Raw genomic sequence first — 21,555 nt, forward strand, 5'->3', positions numbered from 1 at the left:
TCATTCTGGCACGCACGGCCCGAGACGGTGGACAACGTTGTCAGATAGAGCGGGTACGTGGGAGCGGGTACGCGTACCCGATGCCACCGGTGGCCGTGCCGTCGTCCCACCGGTGGCGTCTGCACGGGGCTCAGGTGCGGTCGACCAGTTCGCTCAGGGTCGCGGCCAGTTCGCCCACCGACTGTTCGCGCAGCAGGTGGTGAGCCGGTACCGGGATGTTCAGGGCCGACTCCAGGGTGCGCTGGAGGGTCAGCGCGGTGAGGGAGTCGATGCCCTGGGTGTAGAGGGGGCGGTTGCGGGCGATGCGGTGGGCCGGGGGGATGTCCAGGTGCTGGGCGAGGTTGCGGCAGAGGAACGTCTCGAACACCTGCCTGCGGTCGTCGCCGGAGGTGTCGCGCAAGGCGCCCAGGTCGAGCTCGGTCGTCGGTATGCCTGACACGGTGTCATCGTCCTTTCGGGTGGCGTGGTCGTGGCTGGGAACTGCGCAGTTCGCCGGGGGCGGGGCCGGGACGCGGGCCTGCGCCGTCGGACCACACCAGCCGGAACCGCCAGCGGTGCAGCCGCCAGCCGTCCGGGGTGCGGACCGCCTCGCCCTCGCTGTAGCCGCCGATGTCGAAGCGGCCGTCCGGGTCCGGGCCGTCCTCGTGGTGCACGTGGGACGCGACGAGGTGGACGCGGATCCGGGCGGTGTCCCCCGACAACCGGATGCCGTAGTTGGCGGCCAGGTGGTGGGTGCGGGCGAAGCGGGACTTGCGGTCGTGGTGGAAGGCGGCGGCCCGGTCGCGGCCCTCGACGGTGCCGACCGGGAACTCCAGACGGCAGTCCGGGGTGAAGACCGTGGCCGGCCAGGTGGGGTCGAAGCCGTGGTCGTCCTGGGTGTCGAGCAGGGTGATGTAGCGGTCGACCAGTTCGGCGACCGCGGCACGGTCGGCGAGGGCCCCGAACTCGGCGCGCAGGGCGTCGAGTTCGGAGCGGAGTTCGGTGACCGTGGCGGCGCGGTCGAGGGGCGGGGAGGTCATGGGTCCGGGACTCCGATTCTGTCGGGTATGCGGGGCGCCGGTCGGCTGGAAGCGCCGCGACGGGCCGTCGGTCGACTGCGGCACCGTCGTGGCCGGTCGCGCAGTTCCTCCCCCGGCCCTCGGCCGGGGGCACCCCCAGTGCCCCTTCCGGGGCGCTGCCAGGCCGCAAGAGGGCCGACCGGCCGCGGTGCCGTCCTGGCTCCGCCGGCCTTCGGCCGGGGGTGCCTCCGTCACGCCGCCCGGCCGCCGGTGAGGCGCCAGCCGCGGGGGTCGCGGTGCGCCGCGAGGCGTTCCGGGCGGCGCCAGGCGGCCACCGGGCGGGGTTCCAGGGGGCAGGGGTCCGCCGCGGCCAGGGCGGCGGCGCGGGCGAGCAGGACGGTGGTGAGGGCGGCGAGCTCGGCGGGGCTCGCCTGCCCCTTCACGACCCTGATGACCAGGGCACCGTCCGCACCGTCCGCACCCGCCGGACGCTCCGCGCCCCCGCCGCCGTCCGCTCCCCGCGGGCTCTCCGGCGTGCTCACTGCGGCGGGTTGCCGTGCTTGCGGCACGGTAGGTCGGCCTGCTTGCTGCGGAGCATCGCGAGGGCGCGGATGAGGGTGGAGCGGGTCTCGCGCGGGTCGATGACGTCGTCGATGAGACCGCGCTCGGCCGCGTAGTAGGGGTGCATCAGCTCCGCCTGGTACTCCTTGATCTTCTGCGCGCGGGTGGACTCGGGGTCGTCCGCCGCCGCGATCTCCCGGCGGAAGATGACGTTCGCCGCGCCCTCCGCGCCCATCACGGCGATCTCGTTGGACGGCCAGGCCAGGGCGAGGTCGGTGCCGATGGACCGGGAGTCCATGACGATGTACGCGCCGCCGTAGGCCTTGCGCAGCACCAGGGAGATCCGCGGCACGGTGGCGTTGCAGTAGGCGTAGAGCAGCTTGGCGCCGCGCCGGATGATGCCGTTGTGCTCCTGGTCCACGCCCGGCAGGAAGCCCGGTACGTCGATCAGGGTGACCAGCGGGATGTTGAAGGCGTCGCAGAACTGCACGAACCGCGCCGCCTTTTCGCTGGCGTCGATGTCCAGGACCCCGGCGAACGAGGCCGGCTGGCTGGCGACGAGGCCGACGACCTCGCCGTCCAGCCGGGACAGCGCGCACACCACGTTGGTGGCCCAGCCGGGCTGGATCTCGAAGTAGTCGCCGTCGTCGACGATCTCCTCGATGACGGTCCGGATGTCGTAGACCCGTCCGGGGTCGTCCGGGACCAGCTCCACCACCCGGTCGGTACGGCGGCCGGCCGGGTCCGTGGTCGCCGAACGGGGCGGCAGGTCACGGTTGTTGGACGGCAGCAGCGACAGCAGGTGCCGTACGTCCTCCATGCAGCCGCGCACGTCGTCGTAGGCGAAGTGGGCCACGCCGGAGGCGCCTGCGTGGACGTCGGCGCCGCCGAGGTCGTTCTGGGTGATCTCCTCGCCGGTCACCGCCTTCACCACGTCGGGTCCTGTGATGAACATCTGGGAGATGTCCCGGACCATGAAGACGAAGTCGGTCAGGGCCGGCGAGTACGCGGCGCCGCCCGCGCACGGGCCGAGCATCACGCTGATCTGCGGGATCACCCCGGAGGCGCGGGTGTTGCGCTGGAAGATGCCGCCGTAGCCGGCGAGGGCGGAGACGCCCTCCTGGATCCGGGCGCCGGCTCCGTCGTTCAGCGACACCAGCGGGGCCCCGGCCGCCATGGCCATGTCCATGATCTTGTGGATCTTCTGGGCGTGGGCCTCGCCGAGGGCGCCGCCGAAGATGCGGAAGTCGTGCGCGTAGACGAAGACGGTACGGCCGTGGACCGTGCCCCAGCCGGTGATCACCCCGTCGGTGTACGGCCGCTTCTTCTCCAGGCCGAAGCCGGTGGCGCGGTGCCTGCGGAGCATCTCGACCTCGTTGAACGACCCCTCGTCGAGCAGGAGTTCGATGCGTTCGTACGCGGTGAGCTTGCCCTTGGCGTGCTGGCGCTCGGTGGCGAGGGGGTCGCCGTGGCGGGCGGCCTCCTTCATCAGCCCGAGCTCCTCGATGCGCTCGGCGGCGGTCCACTGGCCGCGGTGCTCACGGTCGTGCAGGCTCTGGCGGCCGGCTCCAGGACCGGCTTTCTGTTCGAGTGACATTGGCGGGTCACGCTCCCCAGTCGGATACTCGGGCGGTCACGCCCACGGACACGGCCACAGGCACAGGCACGGGCACGGGCACAGGCGCGGGCACAGGCACAGGCACGGGCACAGGCACGGGCACAGGCGCGGGCACGGGTACGGGCACGCCCACCGTCCCGTCGGCGTCCAGGTCGACGGTCGCGCCCGCGTACAGCGCGACCGGCGGCACCCAGCGCACGGTGACCTGCTCGGGCGCACCGCCGCGCACCGCGACGGCCGCGTTGTGCCGGGGCCCGGACGGCAGGTCGAGGAGCGTCCAGCCGGCCGGCCTGCGGTGCGGGTCGGCGCCCAGGTAGTCGTGGCCGGGGTCCCGGGAGAGCCCGGTGCCGAGCGCCTTGAGGTAGGCCTCCTTGCGGGTCCACAGCCGCCCGAAGGCCGCGCGCCGTTCGGTGGCGTCGCCGTACCCGGCCAGCTCCGCCTGCTCCCCCGGATGCAGCGCGGGGGTGCAGACCTCGACGGTCTCGGTCCGCGGCAGCCGCTCCACGTCGGCGCCGACGACCGTACGGGAGACGGCGACCACGGCCATGCCGTGGCTGTGCGCGAGGGAGAAGTGCAGCGGCGGCTCGGGGTGGGCGACCGCCGGCCGGCCGTGCGGCTCGGCGCAGCCCGGGCAGGGCTCCCGCACGAACGGCACGGCCTGCGGGGGCAGCCCCAGGTAGCCACCGAGCAGCCGGCGCAGGGCGACGTGCGCGGAGGCGTACGTCACCCCGTCCGCGGGCCGGACGAAGGACGCGGTCCGCCGCCGCTCGGCCTCGCTCAGCTCGGACAGGTCGAGCAGCTCGGCCGCGGTCTCCAGGGCGGCCCGGCGGACCAGCCAGACGTCCAGCTGTCCGGCGGCGGGCAGTCTCGGCGCGACGGCGGGGCCGGCGGGGCCGGCCGTGCCGAACTCCAGGACGGGCATCCGGCCGATCACCTCGGGCTCGGCACGTCGTGCGCGACCAGGTGGTGCTCGTGCCGGCCGGCGTGCTTGTGCGGGCTGTCCTCGGGGCCGAGCTGTCCGGCGAGGCAGTCGACCAGTTCGGCGGCGCTGTTGGCGCGCAGCAGCCGGTTGAGGTTGACGTCGACGCACAGCGCGGCCTCCATCCGGCGCTGGAGTTCCAGGCCGTTGATGGAGCCGATGCCGAGGCTGTTCATCGGGCGGCCCACGGTGTCGATGCTGTCCGGCGCCACCCGCAGCACCCGGGCGAGTTCGCCGCGGACGTACGCGTCGATGAGCCGGGTGCGTTCGGCGAGGCCGACGGTGGCGAGCTGCGCGAGGCTGGGCGGCACCACCTCGACGATCTGGTCGCGCTCGAACTCGTAGTCCAGGTCGTCGAGATCGTCGTCCAGGTCGTCGAAGACCCAGGTCTGCGTTGTCTGGTCCATGGTCATTCCCCGTGGTGGAGTGAGGAGGGTGGGGTGCGGATCAGGCCGGTGAGGCCGACGAGCAGGCCCAGGAAGCCGAGGGCGGCGACCAGGGTCAGCGCCGGCCGGCAGGCCGCCGCCGCGGCGGCCGGTCCCGCGCCGGGCGCCGGCGCGTGGGCGGCGAGCAGGGCGGCGACGAGGGCGACCGCGAGAACCGCGGCGAGCTGTACGGCCGTCTGGTACAGGCCGCTGCCGGTGAGCCGGTCGGCGGGGGTGAGGCGCGACATCGCCTGCATGTTGAGTGCGGCGAAGGAGAGGACGAAGGCGGCGCCGACGAGAAGGAGCGTCGGGAGCATCCGGCCGGGGTAGTCCAACGGCCATGCGTGCGGCCGGAGTTGGAGCAGAGCGCCGGCGAACGCGCAGGCGGCGCCGGCCACGATGAGGCGCGGGGCGCCGAACGTGGCGACCAGGCGGCCGGAGGCCAGCGCGGTGAGCGCCGGGGGCGCGGCGGCCGGGAGCAGGGCGAGCGCGGTGTGGAGGGGGGACCAGCCGGCGAGGGTCTGGGTCTGGTACGTCAGGACGAACAGGAGGCCCAGGTAGGAGCCGTTGAGGCAGGCGGCGCCGAGGGCGGAGCGGAGGAGGGCGGGGTTGCTTCGCAGGGGGGCGAGGTTCAGGAGGGGAGCCGGTGCGTGCCGCTCTACTCGCCAGAGCAGCAGCAGGAGCAGTCCGGCCGCGGTGAGCGGTCCGACGGCTCTCGGGTCGGTCCAGCCGTAGGTGGGGAGTTGGGTGATGCCCTGGACCAGGGCCAGGAGGGCTGCCAACAAGGTGAGGGCACCGGGGATGTCGTAGCGCTGTGCCGTCGTGGCCACGGTGCGGCGCCGTGGGGGCTGGTCGCGCCCACGCGGCGGTAGCCGCACATCCAATACAGCCCCGCGCCCCTTTGGGGCGCGGTCCATCTCTGTCGGGATCAAGTACAGCCCTGCGGCGAAAAGCAGCAGGACCACCGGGGCCGGGAAGGCGAAGGACCAGCGCCAGGAGGTTTCGGTGAGGCAGCCGGAGAGGAGGAGGCCTGTGGTGAAGCCGCCTGCGCCGAAGAGGGTGTAGACGGAGACCGCTCGGGAGCGGGGGCGGCCCTCCGGGAAGTGGCTGGTGATGATGGCCAGACCGGTGGGGGCGGTGAGGGCCGCGCAGAAGCCCTTGGTGAGGCGGGTGGCCAGGAGCAGCCAGGGGTCGTGGGCGAGGGCGCTGAGGACGGAGGCGGCGGCGAAGGCGAGGAGGGCCGCGAGGTAGACGGGGCGGCGGCCGAGGAGGGTGACCACGCGGGCGCCGAAGAGGAGGAGGCCGCCGAAGCCGGCGGCGAAGCCGGTCATCGCCCACTGGGTGACGGTCGGCGGCTGCCCCAGGTCCGTGCCGATGGCGGGCAGCGCCACCACCGCCACGGACACTTCGAGCGCGTCGATGAGCATGTTGCCGGCGAGGACGAGCAGCAGGCCCCACAGGCGGGGGCCGAACCGCTCGTCCGGGCCGCCGGCCACGGGTGACGGAAGGGTCCTGGTCACCGCGTCACCCGAGGAGCGTGCCGCCGCTCGCGTCGACGAAGGAGCCGGTGACCCAGCGGGCGTCGTCGGAGACGAGGAAGGCGATGACGTCGGCGACGTCCTGCGGCTCGCCGACGCGGTTGAAGGCGGACAGCGCGGACATGGCCTGGACGGCCTCGGGGATGTCGAAGAGCGGGTTGCCGTTGCGGGTGATGCCCGGCGCGACGCTGTTCACGGTGATCCCGCGCGGGCCCAGCAACTTGGCGTAATGAAGGGCGAGTTGTTCCACGGCGCCCTTGCTCATGGCGTACGCGATCTCGTCCGGGTTGGCGAACCGGGTCAGCCCGGAGGAGATGTTCACGATCCGGCCGCCGTCGGGCATGTTCACCAGAGCCCGCTGGATGACGAAGAACGGCGCCTTCGCGTTGACGGCGAAGATCCGGTCGAACTCCTCCGGGGTGGTGTCCTCGGCCTTGACCCCGCCCATCACACCGGCGTTGTTGACGAGGATGTTCAGCTCGGTCTCGCCGGTGCGCTCCTTGAGTCCCGCCTCCAGGGCGAGGAACAGCTCGTGGACGTCGCCGGGCGTGCCCAGCTCGGCCTTGACCGCGAACGCCCGGCCGCCGTCCTTCTCGATCCCGGCGACCACCTCGGCGGCGGCCTCCGCGCTGCTGCCGTAGTGCACGGCGACCAGCGCGCCGTCGGCGGCGAGCCGTTCGGCGGTGGCCCGGCCCATGCCCCGGCTGGCGCCGGTGACGAGGGCGGTCTTTCCGGTCAGGTTGCCCATCTTCCTTCTCCTGACGGTCGGTTGTGGTGTGTGAGGGGCGCGTGGATCGGGTGCGAACCAGCGGCCGAGCGCCTCGTGCAGGCCGTCCGCCGTGTCGCCGGCCCAGGCGACGTAGCCGTCCGGCCGGACGAGCACGGCGGCGGCGAGGCCGTCGAGGGGTGCTGCGGGCCGGGCGACGACCGTGTCCACCGACGCCGACCGGTCCGCCGCCGCCCCGGCGAGCGCCGGGTCGGCCACGAGCAGCAACCCGCGGGCCGGGCGGAGCAGTTCGGCCGTGGTGGCCCCGGAGTCGAGCCGCAGCTCCGGCAGCCGCGAGCCGACGAGCACGTCCTCGTCGGCCCTGTCGGCTCCCTCGGCTCCCTCGGCTCCCTCGGCTCTGTCGGCTCTGTCGGCTCCGTGGTCCCCGTACCGCACGTCGAGGCCGCTGATCGTCCCGGCGAGGTGCGCCCGGACCCGCTCGTAGGAGGTGAGTTCGCCGACGACCGAGCGCAGCGACTCCACCTCGGGGCCGCCGAGCAGCAGCCGGGCCTGGGCGCGGATGGCGGACAGGACGCGGCGCCCGACGGCGTGCCGTTCGTCGTGGTAGCTGTCGAGGAGCCCCGCCGGGGCCCGGCCGAGGACGGTGGCCGCGAGTTTCCAGCCGAGGTTCACGGCGTCCTGGAGGCCGAGGTTGAGGGCCTGGCCGCCGATCGGCATCTGCTGGTGGGCCGCGTCGCCGGCGAGCAGCACCCGGCCGGTGCGGTAGTGCTCGGCCTGCCGGGAGGCGTCGCCGAAGGAGTTCACCCACAGCGGGGTGCCGTGGGCGATGTCCTCGCCGGTGACGTCCCGCCAGGCGGCGACGATGTCGGCGAAGCCGGTCTGCGCGGTGCGCGGCGGGGTGCCGAACCGGTGGACCATCACCCGGGTGACGCCGTCGCCGCGCCGGGCGGCGATGGCGAGCCCGTTCGGCAGCCGCTGGAACCGCCGGTTCGGGATGTCGATGCCGTCGACGTCGGCGCGGATCAGCTCGCGTCCGGCGGCGTCGCCGGGGAAGGCGATGCCCGCGAGGCGCCGTACGGCCGACTGCTCGCCGTCGCAGCCGACGACGTAGCGGGCGGTGAACTCCCGCCGGTGGCCGTGCTGTTCGGCCACCACCGTCACGCGGTCCGGGTGCTGCGCGAGGGAGAGGACCTCGTGCCCGCGCAGCACCCGCGCCCCGAGCCGCTCGGCCCAGGCGCCGAGGAGTTCCTCGGTGCGGGTCTGCGGGACCTTCCACTGCCCGGGGTGGGTGCTGGGCAGGGTGAGGTCGAGGGGTAGGCCGCCGAAGTGGCCGCGGGGCTCGTTCGGCGGCGGCTCGGGGTCGGTGAAGCCGCCGGGGCCGTCCAGCAGCCCGCGCTGCCCGAGCAGTTCCATCGTCCTGGCGTGCAGGGTGGAGGCCCGGGACTCCGTCGTCGGGGCGTCCAGCCGTTCCAGGACGGTCACGTCGGCGCCGCCCAGGCGCAGTTCCCCGGCGAGCATCAGCCCGACGGGTCCGGCGCCGACCACCAGGACGTGCGTGTCGACCGCGTCGGCACCGGCCACGGGTCAGCGCCTCGCTTCGGCGTACGCCTTGGCGTGGTCCAGGGTGGCGCGGCTGTTGGTGCTGAGCGCACCCCGGACGTATTCGCGGGCCTCGGCGACGCCCGCCTCGGGACCGAGGATCTTCGCGATGTTCTCCGGGCGCAGCACGACGGTGTGCTGCGAGGAGGCGAAGGTGCCCTCGTCGGTCTCGCGGAAGGTCCAGTAGCCGGTGTGCAGGTTCATCAGGGCCGGCAGGGTGGTCTGCTTGTAGGCGATCTTCCGGCCGTCCAGGCAGACCCGGTACGACTTGGTGGTGTGCGTCGAGCCGTCCTTGGCGCGGGTGTCCATCTCCAGGGTCTGCAGGCCCGGGGTGTCCTCGGTGAGCCGGACGGTCGCCACGTGCGGCAGCCGCTCGGACCAGCGGTCGGCCTCGTTGACGAAGTCGTAGAGGTCCTTGGCGGCACCGTCCACCTGGACGGTGTCCTCGAAGGAGAACGTCAACTCCTCTGAGGCGGTGGCGAGTTCCACGTTGGTCTTCAGCGCGGCCAGCTCGGAGCGGGAGTTGCGGTCGACGGCCTCGTCGATCCAGGCCAGCCCCGCCGGGTCGTCGTCGACGGCGGTGTAGTCGTGCAGCAGCCGCACGCGCGAAGCTCCCTCGCCGGCGGGCTCGATGATCCAGGTGCCGCCCATGCTCGCGACGGGCGGGGTGGAGACGGTCTGCCGGAAGGTGATCCGCAGGCGCTCGGGGTCCAGGACGCGGTGCGAGGTCCAGTTCTTGGCCTCGCCGTTGGCGGTGGCCCAGATCCCGATCAGCTCCTCGTTCCCGGAGCGCTCCAGGTGGTCGACGTAGATGGTCGGCGGGAAGATCCGCGGCCAGTTGGCCACGTCGGCGATCAGCCGGTAGACCTCGGCGGCCGGCGCCGAGACCGTGATCTCGTGCTCGACTTCCTTCGGCTCGGACATGCGTGAACTCCTAGAGGGTGCCGGGGTTTTCAGAAGTTGCCGAGGCCGCCGCAGACGTTGAGGGCCTGCGCGGTGATGGAGGCGGCGGTGTCGGAGGCGAGGTAGCCGACGAGTCCGGCGACCTCTTCGGGGGTGGAGTAGCGCCCGAGCGGGATCTTCGCCTGGAACTTGTCGAGGATGGCGTCCTCGCTGGTGTCGTAGGCGGCGGCGTAACCGGCGCGCACGCGCTGCGCCATGGGCGTCTCGACGTACCCCGGGCAGACGGCGTTGACGGTGATGCCGGTGGGGGCCAGCTCGTTGCCGAGGGCCTTGGTGAACCCGACGACGCCGTGCTTGGAGGCGGAGTACGGCGCCCCGAGCACGACGCCCTGCTTGCCCGCCGTGGAGGCGATGTTGATGATCCGGCCCCGGCTCTTCTCCCGCATGCCGCCGGTGGTGAGGGCGGCTCGGGTGAGGCGGAAGACGCTGTTGAGGTTGGTCTCGACGACGTCGTACCAGAGCTCGTCGTCGATGTCGGCGGTCACCCCGCCGCCGGACCGGCCGGCGTTGTTCACCAGCACGTCGACGGTGCCGTACCGCTCGACGGCGGCCCGTACGAAGTTCTCGATGGACAGCGCGGACCGCACGTCGAGGGTGGTCCCGTCGACGTCGAGGTCCTCGGCGCGCAGTTCCTTGACGGTCCGCTCGACGTTCCCGGCGTCGCGGGAGCCGATGAAGACGCGGTGGCCCTGCCGGGCCAGCAGCCGCGCCGAGGCGAGACCGATTCCGCTGGTGGCCCCGGAGACCAGGGCGACCCTCTGCTGCTGTTCGGACATGTCTGCAGCTCCCTTTCAGGGCATGGGGGAGCCGCCGGCGCCCGGTCAGGACGGGCGCCGGCGGCCGGAGGGGGTGGGGGAAGGTCAGGCAGCGGCGGCGACGTCACCGAGCTGCGTGTTGACGACGGCGAGCAGCTCGCGGGGCGTCTTGGCCTCGGTCACCACGGTGTCGTCCAGCGTGATGTCGTACTCCCGCTCGATGCGCCCGCAGGTCTCCAGGATGGCGAGCGACTCGTAGCTGAGCTCCTCGAAGTCGGTGTCGAGGATGTCCCCGTCGAGATCGACGCTCTCGTCGGCGCCGGCGGCCTCCAGCAGGATCCGCTTGAGGTCGTCGAGGGTGAAGGACTGGGTGGCCACGGTGATCTTCCTTTCACGGCGGAAAATGGAAACGCCCGCCGTGCCCTCCCCGGGGGGCCGGGACGGCGGGCGGGTCTTTTGAGGGGCTGGGGTCGGCGGGGCTGGGGGTGGGGACGCTTACCGGCGCTTGCAGGGTGCCGCCGCGCCCACCCGTGCCACCCCAGCGGCACGACTGCCCGCAGTTACGCTTTCAGGGGCGCGGGGAACTGCGCGAGCACCCCCCACCGGCCTGCGGCGTAGCGCCTGCCAGCAGCCAAGTTTTTGTCTTTCAGGGGCGCGGGGAACTGCGCGGTCAGCCCCCACCGGCCCGCAGCCGCGCCGCCGGGCGTAGCCCCACGGCGGGGGCGTTACGCGCGTACGACCATCGCGGAGTTGAAGCCGGCGTAGCCGCGGGCCAGCACCAGTGCTGTGCGTACCTCGGTCAGCCGGGGCTCCCCGACCACCAGGTCGAGGTCGTAGCCCGCCTCGGGCGAGACGTTCACCGTCGCCGGTACCACGCCGTCCCGGACGGCGAGCAGCGCCGTCGCGACGTCCAGCGGCGCCGCCCCCGAGTACAGCCGCCCGGTCATCGTCTTCGGCGCCGTCACCGGCACCCCGTGCGGCCCGAACACGTCACCGATCGCATCCGCCTCCACCCGGTCCAGCTCCGGCACGGCCGCCGCGTCGGCGAACACCACGTCCACGTCGGCCGCGTCGGCCCCCGCGTCGGCGAGGGCCAGCTCGATCGCCTTGCGCAGCCCCGGCGGCCGTTCGCTCCCCGGCGCCGGGTCGAACGTCGCGCCGTACCCCGCGATCTCCCCGTACACCCGGGCACCGCGCCGTACGGCCGTCTCCTCGGCCTCCAGGATCAGGATCGCCCCGCCCTCGCCGGCCACGTGCCCGGCCGCGGCGGGGTCGAACGGCAGGTAGGAGCGGTCCGGCTCCTCCGACGTGGAGAGCCGGTCGCTGGCGAGCTGGGCCACCCACCCCCACGGGCAGATGGACGCGTCGATCGCCCCGGAGACGATGAGCTGCGTCCCCTTGCGGATCTGCCGGCGCGCGTGGGCCAGCGCCTCAAGGCCGCCCGCCTGGTCGGAGACGACGACCCCGCTCGGACCCTTCATGCCGTTGCGGATGGAGATCTGGCCGCTGTTGACGGCGTAGAACCAGGCGAACGACTGGTATGCCGAGACGAACTGGCTGCCCTGGCTCCACAGCTTCTGCAGCTCGCCCTGGCCGAACTCGAAGCCGCCGGAGGAGCTGGCGGTGACCACGCCCATGTCGTAGGCGGGCAGGTCGGCGGGCGTGACCTCGGCGTCGGCCAGCGCCCAGTCGGTCGCGACGAGCGCGAGGCGGGTCATGTGATCGGTCTGGGCGAGCAGCCGGCTCGGCAGGTGCTCCCCGGCGCTGAACCCGGGCACCTCGCCGGCCAGTTTCGCCGGGTACCCGGACGGGTCGAACCGCGTGATGCGGCCGATCCCGCTCTTCCCGGCGCGGGCGGCGGCCCAGTAGTCGTTCGTGCCAAGGCCGTTGGGCGCGGCGATGCCGAGCCCGGTCACCACGGTCCGTGCGCTCATGCGGCGGCGCTCCTGTCCGGTCGGGCGAGCACCATCGCGCTCTGGAAGCCGCCGAACCCGCTGCCCACGGTGAGCACCGCGTCGGTGCGGTGCTCGCGGGCGGTGAGCGGGACGTAGTCCAGGTCGCACTCGGGGTCGGGGGTGTGCAGGTTGGCCGTCGGGGGCACGACGTTGTGCTCCATGGCGAGGACGGACGCGGCGATCTCGATGGAGCCGATCGCGCCGAGCGAGTGCCCGACCATCGACTTGATCGAGGAGACCGGGGTCCGGTAGGCGTGGTCCCCGAGGCTCTTCTTGAACGCGGCGGTCTCGTGCCGGTCGTTCTGCTTGGTGCCGGAGCCGTGCGCGTTGATGTAGTCGATCGCGTCGGGGTTGAGGCGCGCCTCGTCGAGGGCGACCGTGATGGCCTCGGCCATCTCCGCGCCGTCGGGCCGCAGTCCGGTCATGTGGAAGGCGTTGCAGCGGGAGGCGTACCCGGCGATCTCGGCGTAGATGTGCGCGCCCCGCCGCTTCGCGGCCTCCAGCTCCTCCAGGACGAACACGGCGGAACCCTCCCCCAGCACGAACCCGTTGCGGGTGCCGTCGAAGGGGCGGGAGGCGTGCTCGGGGTCGTCGTTGCGCGGGGTGGTGGCCTTGATGGCGTCGAAGCAGGCCAGGGTGATCGGGGAGATCGGGGCGTCGGTGGCGCCGGCGATCATCGCGCAGGCGGAACCCTCGCGGATCAGCTCGACGGCGTGGCCCACGGAGTCGAGCCCCGACGTGCACCCGGTGGACACGACCGTGGCCGCGCCCTCCGCCCCCACCGACCAGGCGACCTCGGCCGCGAACGAGCTGGGCACCAGGTAGTTGTAGAGATGCGGGACCGCGTAGGTGTGGTCGACGAGGTCGAGCCGGCCGCCGTCGCTGACCACGCGGTACTCCTGGTCGAGCCCCATGGTCGCCCCGACGGCGCTGCCGATGGTGACCCCGATCCGGTGGGGGTCGGCGCCGGACAGGTCGAGCCCGCTGTCGGCGAGGGCCTCGCGGGCGCTGACGACGGCCAGTTGCGCCGCCCGGTCCATCCGCCGTATCTCCTGCGGGCCCAGTCCGTGCTCCTCCGGGTCGAAGTCGACCTCGGCGGCGACCCGGGAGCGGAAGGAGGCCGGGTCGAAGAAGGTGATGCCGCGGGTCGCGGTGCGGCCCTCGCTGAGCAGGTTCCAGAAGTTCTTGGTGCCGACACCGCCGGGGGCGATGACGCCGACCCCGGTGATGACCACTCGCCTGGCGTTCACGCCCGGCCCTCCCAGTCGTAGAAGCGCGTGGCGACCGCGTCGGCGGGAGACCGCCAGGTGGCGGGGTCGTACGCCTCGATGAACGGCTTCAGGTCCTCGCTGATCCGCACGAACCGCGGGTCGCTCTTCGCCTCCTCGATCAGCTCACCGCCGTTGTCGGTGTCGAAGTGCTGGAGGTGGAAGTACAGCCCGCGGTACGCGAACAGCTCCCGCCGCCGCGTACCCATCAGATGCGGCATCTCGGTCCGGTCGAACTCCCCGAACAACCGCGCCACTTCGCCACTGCTACCCGGTTCCATCCGGGCCACGATCAGAGTGCTGTGCATGGGGTTCTCCTCAAAAGAAGGCCAGCAAAAAGCGCCCCTTCAGGGCGCGCGAACGTATCGATGGGCGCCAGCGACAGCGCCCCATAGGGGCGCTGGGGGTGCCCCCGGCCGAAGGCTGGGGGAGGAACTGCGCGACAAGCCACGACGGCGGGGCAGCCGCACGACGACGGACCGCGGCGCTGCCTCAGCGCGCAGACCCGAACCACCGCTCCAGCGCCATCGGCAGATCCGCATGACTACCCGGCGCCACCCAGGCCACGTATCCGTCCGGCCGCACCAGCACCGCGGACGTGCCCTCCAGCTCCCCGTCGGCCGGCACCGCCGTGATGACGTCCACCCGGTCCCGCCACGCCCAGGCCCGCTCCCGCAGCCGCTCGTTGTCGACGAAGTCGAACAGCACGCCCCGCCCGCCGCGCAGCGCCTCCGTGCTGGAGGAAACCCTCCGGTGCCCGGTGAGCGGCACGTTCGGCAACCGCCGCCCGAGCAGCGCGCCCGCGCCCCCGTCGAGGTCGTAGCGGATCTCCAGGCCGGAGACCATCGCCGCCAGGTGCCTGCTGACCTCGGGGTAGCGGATCAGCTCGTTGAGCACGTCGCGCAGCGGCTGCACCTCGGGCCCGGACAGGAACAGCAGCCCCTGTGCCCGGGTGTTCATCATCAGCCGCTCGCCGACCGGGTGCCGTTCGTCGTGGTAGGTGTCGAGCAGCGTCTCCGGCGCCCTCCCCCGCACCACCGCGCCCAGCTTCCAGCCGAGGTTCACGGCGTCCTGGATGCTGGTGTTCATGCCCTGACCGCCGGCCGGCAGGTGGATGTGCGCGGAGTCGCCGGCGAGCAGGATCCGGCCGCGCCGGTACTCGGTGACGAGCCGCGTGCCGTCGCCGAAGGACGACACCCACACCGCCTCGGCGTGCGAGATGTCGTCGCCGGTCAGCCGCTGCCAGGCCGCCGCGGCCTCCGCCCAGGTCGGCGGCTTGTCGCGACGCTGCGGCGGGGTGCCGCGCTCGCAGATGATCAGCCGGGTGATGCCGCCGGGCAGCGGTCCGACCATCACCATGCCGCCGGGCAGGGTCTCCCCGATCATCCGGGGCTCCAGCTCGATGCCCCGCACGTCGGCGAGGTACATCTCCAGCGTCGACGGGGTGCCAGGGAAGTCGAACCCGGCGGCCTTGCGGATGGTGGACCGGCCGCCGTCGCAGCCGACCAGGTACTCGGCCCGCAGCCGGTGCACGCCCTCGGGGCCGCGCACCTCGACCTCGACGCTGTCCTCCTTCTCCTTGACGGAGAGCACGTCGTGCCGGCGCCTGATGTCCGCGCCGAGCCGGCCGGCCCACTCCTCCAGGACGGTCTCGGTGACCGACTGCGGGATCGTTTTGGCAGCCTGGTGGGCGCCGTCCAGGACACCGAAGTCGACCGGCAGGCCGCCGAAGTGGCCCACGTTGCTGACCTCGATGTCGCCGAAGCGGGGCAGCAGGCCGCGCTGGTCGAAGACCTCCATGGTGCGGGCGGTGAAGCCGAGTCCGCGCGACTCTCCGGTGCGCGCGGGCAGCTTCTCCAGGACGATGACGTCGGCGCCCGCGAGCCGTAGCTCGCCCGCGAGCATCATGCCGGCCGGACCGGCGCCCACGACGATGACTTGTGCGTCCATGACACTCCTCGGGAACGGTTCCGTACGGCCCCGTCGGGGAGACCGTCGGCGAAGGCGAACTGTCAGCGGTACAGGCGGCCGATCGCCCGGTTGGCCACGTGCGAGGCCGCCGCGTGCCGCGGGTCGGGCGCCAGCGCCTCGTGCCGCACGGCGACCTCGGCGAGCTTGATGGCGTGCTCGTCGCCGATCTGGACCGCCTCGGCGAACAGGGCGGCCGGGTCGGGGACCTCGGGCAGCGGGGCCGCGGGCCGGGGCACGGCGTGGAACCAGTCGAGCATCGTGCGGCTGACGGCCCGCGCCACCCGGTACGACGGCCACCGCTGCTCCGCCGGCAGGTGCTCCACGACCAGCCGTACGGCGGCGGGCCCGGTGACCGAGTGGATCAGCGGGACCGGGTGCGGGAGGGAGAGCGTGGCGTAGATCCCGGAGAACTCGGCGACGAGCTCGTCCAGCGCCCGTACGACGTCACCGCCGTCGCCCCCGGCCTCCTCGACGACGACCCCGCCCTCCGCGTACCGGGCCGCCCAGTACCCCAGCCCCTGGGCCAGTTCGGCCCGTTGGAGGCGGTTGTCGGGGCCGGCGGTGACCACCGCGCGGACCGCGTGCGCGGTGCGGATCACCCCGTGCGTGAGCACCCCGGACATGCCGGGCAGCAGCCGGGGCCACCAGCGGGCCAGGACGTCGGTCCACTCCCCCTCGGCCAGTTCGCGTTCGAACAGGGCGGTCCAGTCGGCGACCCGGCCGAACGCGCCGAGCGCCTGCCGCCAGTCGGCCTCGTCGGCCGGGTCGAGGGCGAACCGCCGTTCGGGCACGTCGTGGAAGGTGTGGCTGCGCAGATGGCCCTCCACCCAGCCGGGCACCTCGTCGGCGTAGCCCATGTGGGCCAGGGCCTCGGCGGCCATCGGCGCGTGGTTGACGAAGCTGCGCCCGTGCTCGTATCCCACGGAACGCAGCCGTTCCAGGGCACCGTTCATGGCGTCGGAATAGGTGAGTGCTGCCAAAGCGATCAGTCCTCGATCGGTCCTGGATCAGTCCTTGATGTCGCAGATCGCGACGCCCGCGGCGAGGGCCTGCCCCACCTCGGCGGCGATCCCGGTCACGGTGCCGGACCGGTGCGCGGCGAGCGGCTGTTCCATCTTCATGGCCTCGAGTACGACGACCAGGTCGCCCTTCTCGACGGTCTGCCCCTCGGTGACGGCGACCTTGACGACGGTGCCCTGCATGGGAGAGGCGAGGGTGTCCCCGGAGGCGGCGGGCGCCGGGCCGCCGCTGGTGCGGCGGCGGGACCGGGGCGCGGCGGCGGCCCCCACGGGCGTCCGGTCGGGGACCCTGCCGAGCACCGCGGGCAGCGAGACCTCCAGCCGGTGTCCGCCGACCTCGACGACCAGGGTCTCGCGGCCGGCGTCCTCGGTCTCGGCACCGGCGGCCGGAGCCGCCGCGTAGGCCTCGATCTCGTTGACGAACTCGGTCTCGATCCACCGGGTGTGGATCCGGAACGGGTCGCCGGTGAAGGCCGGGTCCCTGACGACCGCCCGGTGGAACGGGATCGCCGTGGCCATCCCCTCCACCCGGAACTCGTCGAGCGCGCGGGCGGCCCGTTGCAGGGCCTCCGCGCGGGTGCGGCCGGTGACGACCAGCTTGGCCAGCAGCGAGTCCCAGGCGGGGCCGATCACGCTGCCCGACTCCACGCCCGCGTCCAGCCGCACCCCCGGACCCGACGGCGGTTCGAAGACCGTCACCGTGCCCGGAGCGGGCAGGAAGCCCCGGCCCGGGTCCTCGCCGTTGATGCGGAACTCGAAGGAATGGCCGCGCAGTTCGGGGTCGTCGTAGCCGAGTTCCTCGCCGTCGGCGATGCGGAACATCTCGCGGACCAGGTCGATGCCGGCGACCTCCTCGGTCACCGGATGTTCCACCTGGAGGCGGGTGTTGACCTCCAGGAAGGAGATCGTGCCGTCCTGGCCGACGAGGAACTCGCAGGTGCCCGCACCGACATAGCCGGCCTCGCGCAGGATGGCCTTGGACGCGCGGTACAGCCCGGCGGTCTGCTCCGGCGTCAGGAACGGTGCCGGAGCCTCCTCCACCAGCTTCTGGTGGCGGCGCTGCAGCGAGCAGTCACGGGTCGATACGACCACGACGTTGCCGTGCCGGTCGGCGAGGCACTGCGTCTCGACGTGCCGCGGCCGGTCCAGGTACCGCTCCACGAAGCACTCGCCGCGTCCGAAGGCGGCCACCGCCTCCCGCACCGCCGACTCATAGAGCTCCGGCACCTCCTCCAGGGTCCGGGCGACCTTCAGCCCGCGCCCGCCGCCGCCGAAGGCCGCCTTGATGGCGATCGGCAGACCGTGCTCCTCGGCGAAGGCCACGACCTCGTCGGCGCCGTTCACCGGGTCCGGGGTGCCCGCCACGAGGGGCGCGCCGGCCCGCTGGGCGATGTGCCGGGCGGCCACCTTGTCGCCGAGGTCGCGGATGGCCTGCGGGGGCGGACCGATCCAGGTCAGGCCCGCGTCCAGGACCGCCTGCGCGAACTCCGCGTTCTCGGAGAGGAACCCGTAGCCGGGGTGGACAGCGTCCGCGCCGGTCTCCCGGGCGGCCCGCAGCACCTTGCCGATGTCCAGGTAGCTGGTGGCCGGGGTGTCACCGCCCAGCGCGAAGGCCGCGTCGGCGACCCGGACGTGCAGGGCGTCGCGGTCCGGGTCCGCGTAGACGGCGACGCTGGCGATCCCGGCGTCCCGGCAGGCTCTGGCGACGCGGACGGCTATCTCGCCACGGTTGGCGATGAGCACCCTGCGCATGTCAGGACGCCTGCCGGGCGTGCTGGAAGCGGTCCGCGCCGGTCTCCAGCGGGCCCAGGGAGCCGTCGAAGAAGATCAGCGGCTCCAGGCCGTGCTCGGGGACGCCCAGCTCCACCACCTCGCCGATGACGATGTCGTGGTCGCCTGCGGTGTGCACGTCGACCGTGGTGCAGGTCAGGTGGGCGAGGGCCTCGCTGAGCACGGGCAGCCCGTCCTCGGTGAAGTGGTGCGGGACACCCTCGAAGGCGCCCGCACCCGCGCCGGCCCGGCGTCCGGCGAAGTGCCGGGCCAGCGGCTGCTGCCGTCCGGACAGGAAGTTCACGGTGAAGCCGCCGCTCCGCTCCAGGAGCGTGTGCAGCCGGGACTGGTGGTGCAGACAGAACAGCACCAGCGGGGGTTCCAGCGAGACCGAGGTGAACGAGTTGACGGTGGTGCCGTCCGCGTCCCCGTCGGGGCCGGTGGTGATGACCGTGACGCCGGTCGTGAACAGGCCGCACACGCGGCGCAGATCCAGCGGTTCGACGGGCCGGGTCTCTTCGGCGCGGGTCAGCGACCGCGCTGCTGCGGACATGCGCATCCCTTTCTGGCTTGGCTGGCAGTGGTCAGAGGAGCTTGCGGACCTTGGCGCCGGCCTTGAGGATGCCGAGCAGGAACTCGCGGCCGACGCTGTTCATCTCGGCGGGGGCCTCGACGGAGGCCCAGTACAGGAAGCGGGCCATGGTCAGCGTGGACGGGTAGATGAACCGCTGTTCCTCGTCCTTCCAGCCGAAGACCGGGTTGACGACCGGGGAGTCCTTGAGCAGCCCGAAGACGATGTCGGCGGCCTCGTCGCCGGAGAGCGCGCCGGCCTCGTACTTCTCGCAGGTCTCGGCGGTGGACTCCAGGATCCGCTTGAAGGAGTCGCTCTGCGGCCACCACAGGCCCGGGTGGGCCACCTTCTCCAGCTCGTCGAAGTGGCGTGTGTCGTGGTCCTTGAAGTGCTTGAGGCGGGCCCGGGTCAGCCGCATGGTGCCGGGGGTGATGAAGGAGCCCCAGACCCGGAAGACCGCGTTCCAGAGGCGGAAGTGGGAGAACGCGATGAAGGAGCTGTTGACCAGGTCGTCGTTGTACTGGAGCAGTCCCTGCTCGACGCGCTCGACGTACTCGAAGCGCTCCGCGGAGAAGTCGCCGTCCTTGAGGGCGGGGATCAGCCGGGAGGTGAGCGCGTCGACGACCTCCATGGTGTTGGACAGGCCGCGGGAGAAGAGCGGGTCGAGGAAGCCGGCCGCGTGCGACATCAGGCACCAGCGGTCGCCGATGGTCTGCTTCGAGGAGTACTGCAGCCGGTCGGTGGAGATCCACTCGCGGACCCGGGTGGCGCCGTCGAACTGGCGCTTCACCGCCGGGTACTTGTCGAGGAAGGACTGGAACTCCTGTTCCGGTGTGAGGTCCTTCGGCTTGGGGTAGGTGCGCTCGTCCATGGTCAGGCCGACGCTGCACAGCGGGTTGCGGGACTTGGGGTGGTTGTCGAACGGGATGATCCAGAACCAGCCGCGCTCGATGAGGTGGTGCATGGTGCCGGTGTGCCAGTCGGCCGGCGGGCGCAGCTCCTGGGGGTGGCCGCTGACGTCGTCGAACCGCTTGATGCCGACGTAGTGCGTGAACATCGAGCGGGAGTGGTGCTTGAAGCGGGCGGTGGGCTTGTCGCGCAGGTCGAACTTGTCGGCCAGCGGCGAGCGGAAGCCGGAGGCGTCCACCAGGTACTTGGCCCGGTACAGCTCGGGTTCGGCGCCGGGGGCGGCGCTGCGGCCGAGGACGGTGACGCCGTCGTCGTCGAACTCGACCTCGTTGGCCCGCCAGTTCTGCCGGGGGGTGCAGCCGTACTTGACGGCGACGTGGAACATGAAGGCGTCGCTGTCCTGCCGGAACATGTGGCTGTTCTGGTGGAATATCTTCGGCAGGGCGAGCTGGGTGGCCTCGCGCGGGTTCGGCTCTTTTCCGACCTCGTGCTTCATGAAACCGAAGTGGGCCTTCGTGCCGAAGGTGGGGCCGATGTCACGGGTGGAGGCCTCGACGCTCGCCAGGCTTTTCAGCTCGGGAATGTCGTGGCGTTCGGCGAGGATGTGGATCCATTCCACGAGCTGCGGGGTCATGGACTCGCCGATGGCGAAGCGCGGGTGCGCGGCGGCGTCGACCAGCAGCACCTTGGCGCCGTGCCTGGCCAGGACGGCACCGGTGACGGAGCCGGCGAGGCCCGAGCCGAGGATGATGACGTCGAAGGTCATGTCCTCGGGTATGCGCGCCGGTTCCGGCGCGCCGTCGGTCTTCTGGGCGACCATGACTGTCTCCTTCGTCGAGGGGCGGTGCGCAACGGGAAATCAGCATGAAAAAAGGCCCCTCGCGGCCCTTGCGGAAAGAATCCGGAAGGGCGGTGCGAAGAGCCTGGAAAAGGGCGCGGGAAATCCGCTGAATTAAGCGTGACATCCTTTGGCCAGAGGGTCAACCCCTGACGGAAACGGATGACTTGGGATTCTCGCTGAATGCCGGACCGGAATGTGTCGGGGCCAGGAGTTTCAGCAGCAGTCCGCGCAGTTCGTCCGCGCCGCCCGGGCCGAGCATGGCGGAGACGTCCGCGGCGAGCCCGGCGACGGCGCGGGCCACGACACCGAGCTGCTCGCGGCCGAGGTCGGTGACTTCGAGGGCGTAGCGGCGCCGGTCGTGCGGGTCCCGGCCGCGGCGCACCAGGCCCAGCCTGACCAGTTCGTCGACGAGCTGGGAGGCGGCGGGTCCGGTGATGGCGAGCAGTTCGGCGAGCCGCTGCTGGGCGATGGGCCCGAGCACGTCGAGGGCGGAGAGCGGGCCGTAGTGCCGCACCCTGAGGCCGGTGCCGGCCAGCTTGTCGTCGCCGTGCTTGCGCAGCCGGTGGTGGGCCTGCCCGACCAGGTACTCGGTGCCCTGCACGAGGGGCTGCGCGGACTCGGGCAGCAGCCGGGCCAGCAGCTCGTCGAGCCGGGCGGTCTCCTCGTCCGTCAGTACGGCGGTGAGCCGGGCGTCCCGCTCGGCGACCGCCCGCCGGCTGGCCTCGACGGCCTCGCGCCCCCGGTCGGTCAGGGAGAGCACGTACTGGCGCCGGTTGTCGGGGTTGCGGGTGCGCCGGACCTCGTCGCGGGCCTCCAGCCGGTCGATGACGCCGACCATGATGGTGCGGTTGATGCCGAGCCGTTCGGCGAGGTCGAGCTGGGACTCCCAGTCGCGGCCGGTGAGCGCGTCGAGGACCAGGAAGTCGCGGGGGTCGCTGTCGCCGCCGTCGTCGGTGGCGGCGAACTGCGCGTAGACGCGGCGCAGGAGGTAGCCGATGAAGTCGGTGAGCGCGTCCGGGAGGACGCCGGGGACCTCCGCGGTCTGCTCGGTCCGGGTCACCGGGCCGCGCTCGTCGTCGCTCTCGTAC

The 21,555-nt window shown here is 72.6% G+C and carries 20 protein-coding genes; all 20 read right to left on the minus strand.

What is annotated here, in order from left to right:
- Positions 1–130: 130 nt before the first annotated feature.
- Positions 131–439: an acyl carrier protein gene (locus tag AB0D74_RS09965; RefSeq protein WP_362582552.1), complete on the minus strand. Its 309-nt coding sequence runs from the start codon at positions 437–439 to the stop codon at positions 131–133.
- Between the two features lie 4 nt (positions 440–443).
- Positions 444–1,019: a nuclear transport factor 2 family protein gene (locus AB0D74_RS09970; RefSeq protein ID WP_362582555.1), complete on the minus strand. Its 576-nt coding sequence runs from the start codon at positions 1,017–1,019 to the stop codon at positions 444–446.
- A gap of 230 nt (positions 1,020–1,249) precedes the next feature.
- Positions 1,250–1,540 (minus strand): acyl-CoA carboxylase subunit epsilon, encoded by a 291-nt coding sequence (locus tag AB0D74_RS09975; protein ID WP_362582558.1) that lies wholly within the window; start codon positions 1,538–1,540, stop codon positions 1,250–1,252.
- Positions 1,537–3,048 (minus strand): acyl-CoA carboxylase subunit beta, encoded by a 1,512-nt coding sequence (locus AB0D74_RS09980; RefSeq protein WP_362583085.1) that lies wholly within the window; start codon positions 3,046–3,048, stop codon positions 1,537–1,539. Before AB0D74_RS09980 ends, AB0D74_RS09975 begins: the two co-directional genes overlap by 4 nt.
- 115 nt (positions 3,049–3,163) lie before the next feature.
- On the minus strand, positions 3,164–4,099 hold the full coding sequence (locus tag AB0D74_RS09985; RefSeq protein ID WP_362582561.1) for a 4'-phosphopantetheinyl transferase superfamily protein: 936 nt from the start codon (positions 4,097–4,099) through the stop codon (positions 3,164–3,166).
- A gap of 8 nt (positions 4,100–4,107) precedes the next feature.
- The gene (locus tag AB0D74_RS09990) at positions 4,108–4,563 is read right to left on the minus strand and encodes an acyl carrier protein (protein ID WP_362582564.1); all 456 of its coding nucleotides are present in this window, start codon (positions 4,561–4,563) and stop codon (positions 4,108–4,110) included.
- Between the two features lie 2 nt (positions 4,564–4,565).
- Positions 4,566–6,101, minus strand: a complete 1,536-nt coding sequence (locus AB0D74_RS09995) for an MFS transporter (RefSeq protein WP_362582567.1) — start codon at positions 6,099–6,101, stop codon at positions 4,566–4,568.
- A 4-nt stretch (positions 6,102–6,105) separates the two neighbouring features.
- Complete coding sequence (locus AB0D74_RS10000) at positions 6,106–8,427, minus strand: SDR family oxidoreductase (protein ID WP_362582570.1); 2,322 nt, start codon at positions 8,425–8,427, stop codon at positions 6,106–6,108.
- Between the two features lie 3 nt (positions 8,428–8,430).
- Positions 8,431–9,369 carry an aromatase/cyclase gene (locus AB0D74_RS10005; RefSeq protein WP_362582573.1) on the minus strand — a complete coding sequence of 313 codons (939 nt, stop codon included), beginning with the start codon at positions 9,367–9,369 and terminating at the stop codon, positions 8,431–8,433.
- 29 nt (positions 9,370–9,398) lie between these two features.
- The gene (gene fabG / locus AB0D74_RS10010) at positions 9,399–10,184 is read right to left on the minus strand and encodes a 3-oxoacyl-ACP reductase FabG (protein ID WP_362582576.1); all 786 of its coding nucleotides are present in this window, start codon (positions 10,182–10,184) and stop codon (positions 9,399–9,401) included.
- Between the two features lie 84 nt (positions 10,185–10,268).
- Positions 10,269–10,541, minus strand: a complete 273-nt coding sequence (locus AB0D74_RS10015) for an acyl carrier protein (RefSeq protein ID WP_351500603.1) — start codon at positions 10,539–10,541, stop codon at positions 10,269–10,271.
- Positions 10,542–10,888: 347 nt separating this feature from the next.
- The gene (locus AB0D74_RS10020; RefSeq protein ID WP_362582580.1) at positions 10,889–12,097 is read right to left on the minus strand and encodes a ketosynthase chain-length factor; all 1,209 of its coding nucleotides are present in this window, start codon (positions 12,095–12,097) and stop codon (positions 10,889–10,891) included.
- The gene (locus AB0D74_RS10025; protein WP_362582583.1) at positions 12,094–13,368 is read right to left on the minus strand and encodes a beta-ketoacyl-[acyl-carrier-protein] synthase family protein; all 1,275 of its coding nucleotides are present in this window, start codon (positions 13,366–13,368) and stop codon (positions 12,094–12,096) included. Before AB0D74_RS10025 ends, AB0D74_RS10020 begins: the two co-directional genes overlap by 4 nt.
- Entirely contained in the window at positions 13,365–13,694 is a 330-nt protein-coding gene (locus AB0D74_RS10030) for a TcmI family type II polyketide cyclase (protein WP_362582586.1), read from the minus strand. The genes AB0D74_RS10025 and AB0D74_RS10030 overlap by 4 nt, the downstream gene beginning before the upstream one ends.
- A gap of 184 nt (positions 13,695–13,878) precedes the next feature.
- On the minus strand, positions 13,879–15,336 hold the full coding sequence (locus AB0D74_RS10035; protein WP_362582589.1) for an FAD-dependent monooxygenase: 1,458 nt from the start codon (positions 15,334–15,336) through the stop codon (positions 13,879–13,881).
- 62 nt (positions 15,337–15,398) lie between these two features.
- Complete coding sequence (locus AB0D74_RS10040; protein WP_362582591.1) at positions 15,399–16,337, minus strand: hypothetical protein; 939 nt, start codon at positions 16,335–16,337, stop codon at positions 15,399–15,401.
- 27 nt (positions 16,338–16,364) lie between these two features.
- Positions 16,365–18,128 (minus strand): biotin carboxylase N-terminal domain-containing protein, encoded by a 1,764-nt coding sequence (locus tag AB0D74_RS10045; protein WP_362582594.1) that lies wholly within the window; start codon positions 18,126–18,128, stop codon positions 16,365–16,367.
- A 1-nt stretch (position 18,129) separates the two neighbouring features.
- Positions 18,130–18,699, minus strand: a complete 570-nt coding sequence (locus tag AB0D74_RS10050; RefSeq protein ID WP_362582597.1) for a flavin reductase family protein — start codon at positions 18,697–18,699, stop codon at positions 18,130–18,132.
- Between the two features lie 31 nt (positions 18,700–18,730).
- On the minus strand, positions 18,731–20,446 hold the full coding sequence (locus tag AB0D74_RS10055) for an FAD-dependent monooxygenase (RefSeq protein ID WP_362582600.1): 1,716 nt from the start codon (positions 20,444–20,446) through the stop codon (positions 18,731–18,733).
- Between the two features lie 160 nt (positions 20,447–20,606).
- The gene (locus AB0D74_RS10060; protein WP_362583088.1) at positions 20,607–21,527 is read right to left on the minus strand and encodes a MarR family transcriptional regulator; all 921 of its coding nucleotides are present in this window, start codon (positions 21,525–21,527) and stop codon (positions 20,607–20,609) included.
- Positions 21,528–21,555 lie beyond the last annotated feature (28 nt).

Source organism: Streptomyces sp. NPDC048278 (assembly GCF_040652195.1).
Taxonomy (GTDB): domain Bacteria; phylum Actinomycetota; class Actinomycetes; order Streptomycetales; family Streptomycetaceae; genus Streptomyces.

Coding starts and splice junctions, on each gene's coding strand:
- AB0D74_RS09985 (WP_362582561.1), bottom strand. CDS start 4,099: ATGCCCGTCCTGGAGTTCGGCACGGCCGGCCCCGCCGGCCCCGCCGTC.
- AB0D74_RS09970 (WP_362582555.1), bottom strand. CDS start 1,019: ATGACCTCCCCGCCCCTCGACCGCGCCGCCACGGTCACCGAACTCCGC.
- AB0D74_RS10005 (WP_362582573.1), bottom strand. CDS start 9,369: ATGTCCGAGCCGAAGGAAGTCGAGCACGAGATCACGGTCTCGGCGCCG.
- AB0D74_RS10050 (WP_362582597.1), bottom strand. CDS start 18,699: ATGTCCGCAGCAGCGCGGTCGCTGACCCGCGCCGAAGAGACCCGGCCC.
- AB0D74_RS10035 (WP_362582589.1), bottom strand. CDS start 15,336: ATGGACGCACAAGTCATCGTCGTGGGCGCCGGTCCGGCCGGCATGATG.
- AB0D74_RS10030 (WP_362582586.1), bottom strand. CDS start 13,694: ATGCACAGCACTCTGATCGTGGCCCGGATGGAACCGGGTAGCAGTGGC.
- AB0D74_RS10020 (WP_362582580.1), bottom strand. CDS start 12,097: ATGAGCGCACGGACCGTGGTGACCGGGCTCGGCATCGCCGCGCCCAAC.
- AB0D74_RS09980 (WP_362583085.1), bottom strand. CDS start 3,048: ATGAAGGAGGCCGCCCGCCACGGCGACCCCCTCGCCACCGAGCGCCAG.
- fabG (WP_362582576.1), bottom strand. CDS start 10,184: ATGTCCGAACAGCAGCAGAGGGTCGCCCTGGTCTCCGGGGCCACCAGC.
- AB0D74_RS10045 (WP_362582594.1), bottom strand. CDS start 18,128: ATGCGCAGGGTGCTCATCGCCAACCGTGGCGAGATAGCCGTCCGCGTC.
- AB0D74_RS10055 (WP_362582600.1), bottom strand. CDS start 20,446: ATGGTCGCCCAGAAGACCGACGGCGCGCCGGAACCGGCGCGCATACCC.
- AB0D74_RS09990 (WP_362582564.1), bottom strand. CDS start 4,563: ATGGACCAGACAACGCAGACCTGGGTCTTCGACGACCTGGACGACGAT.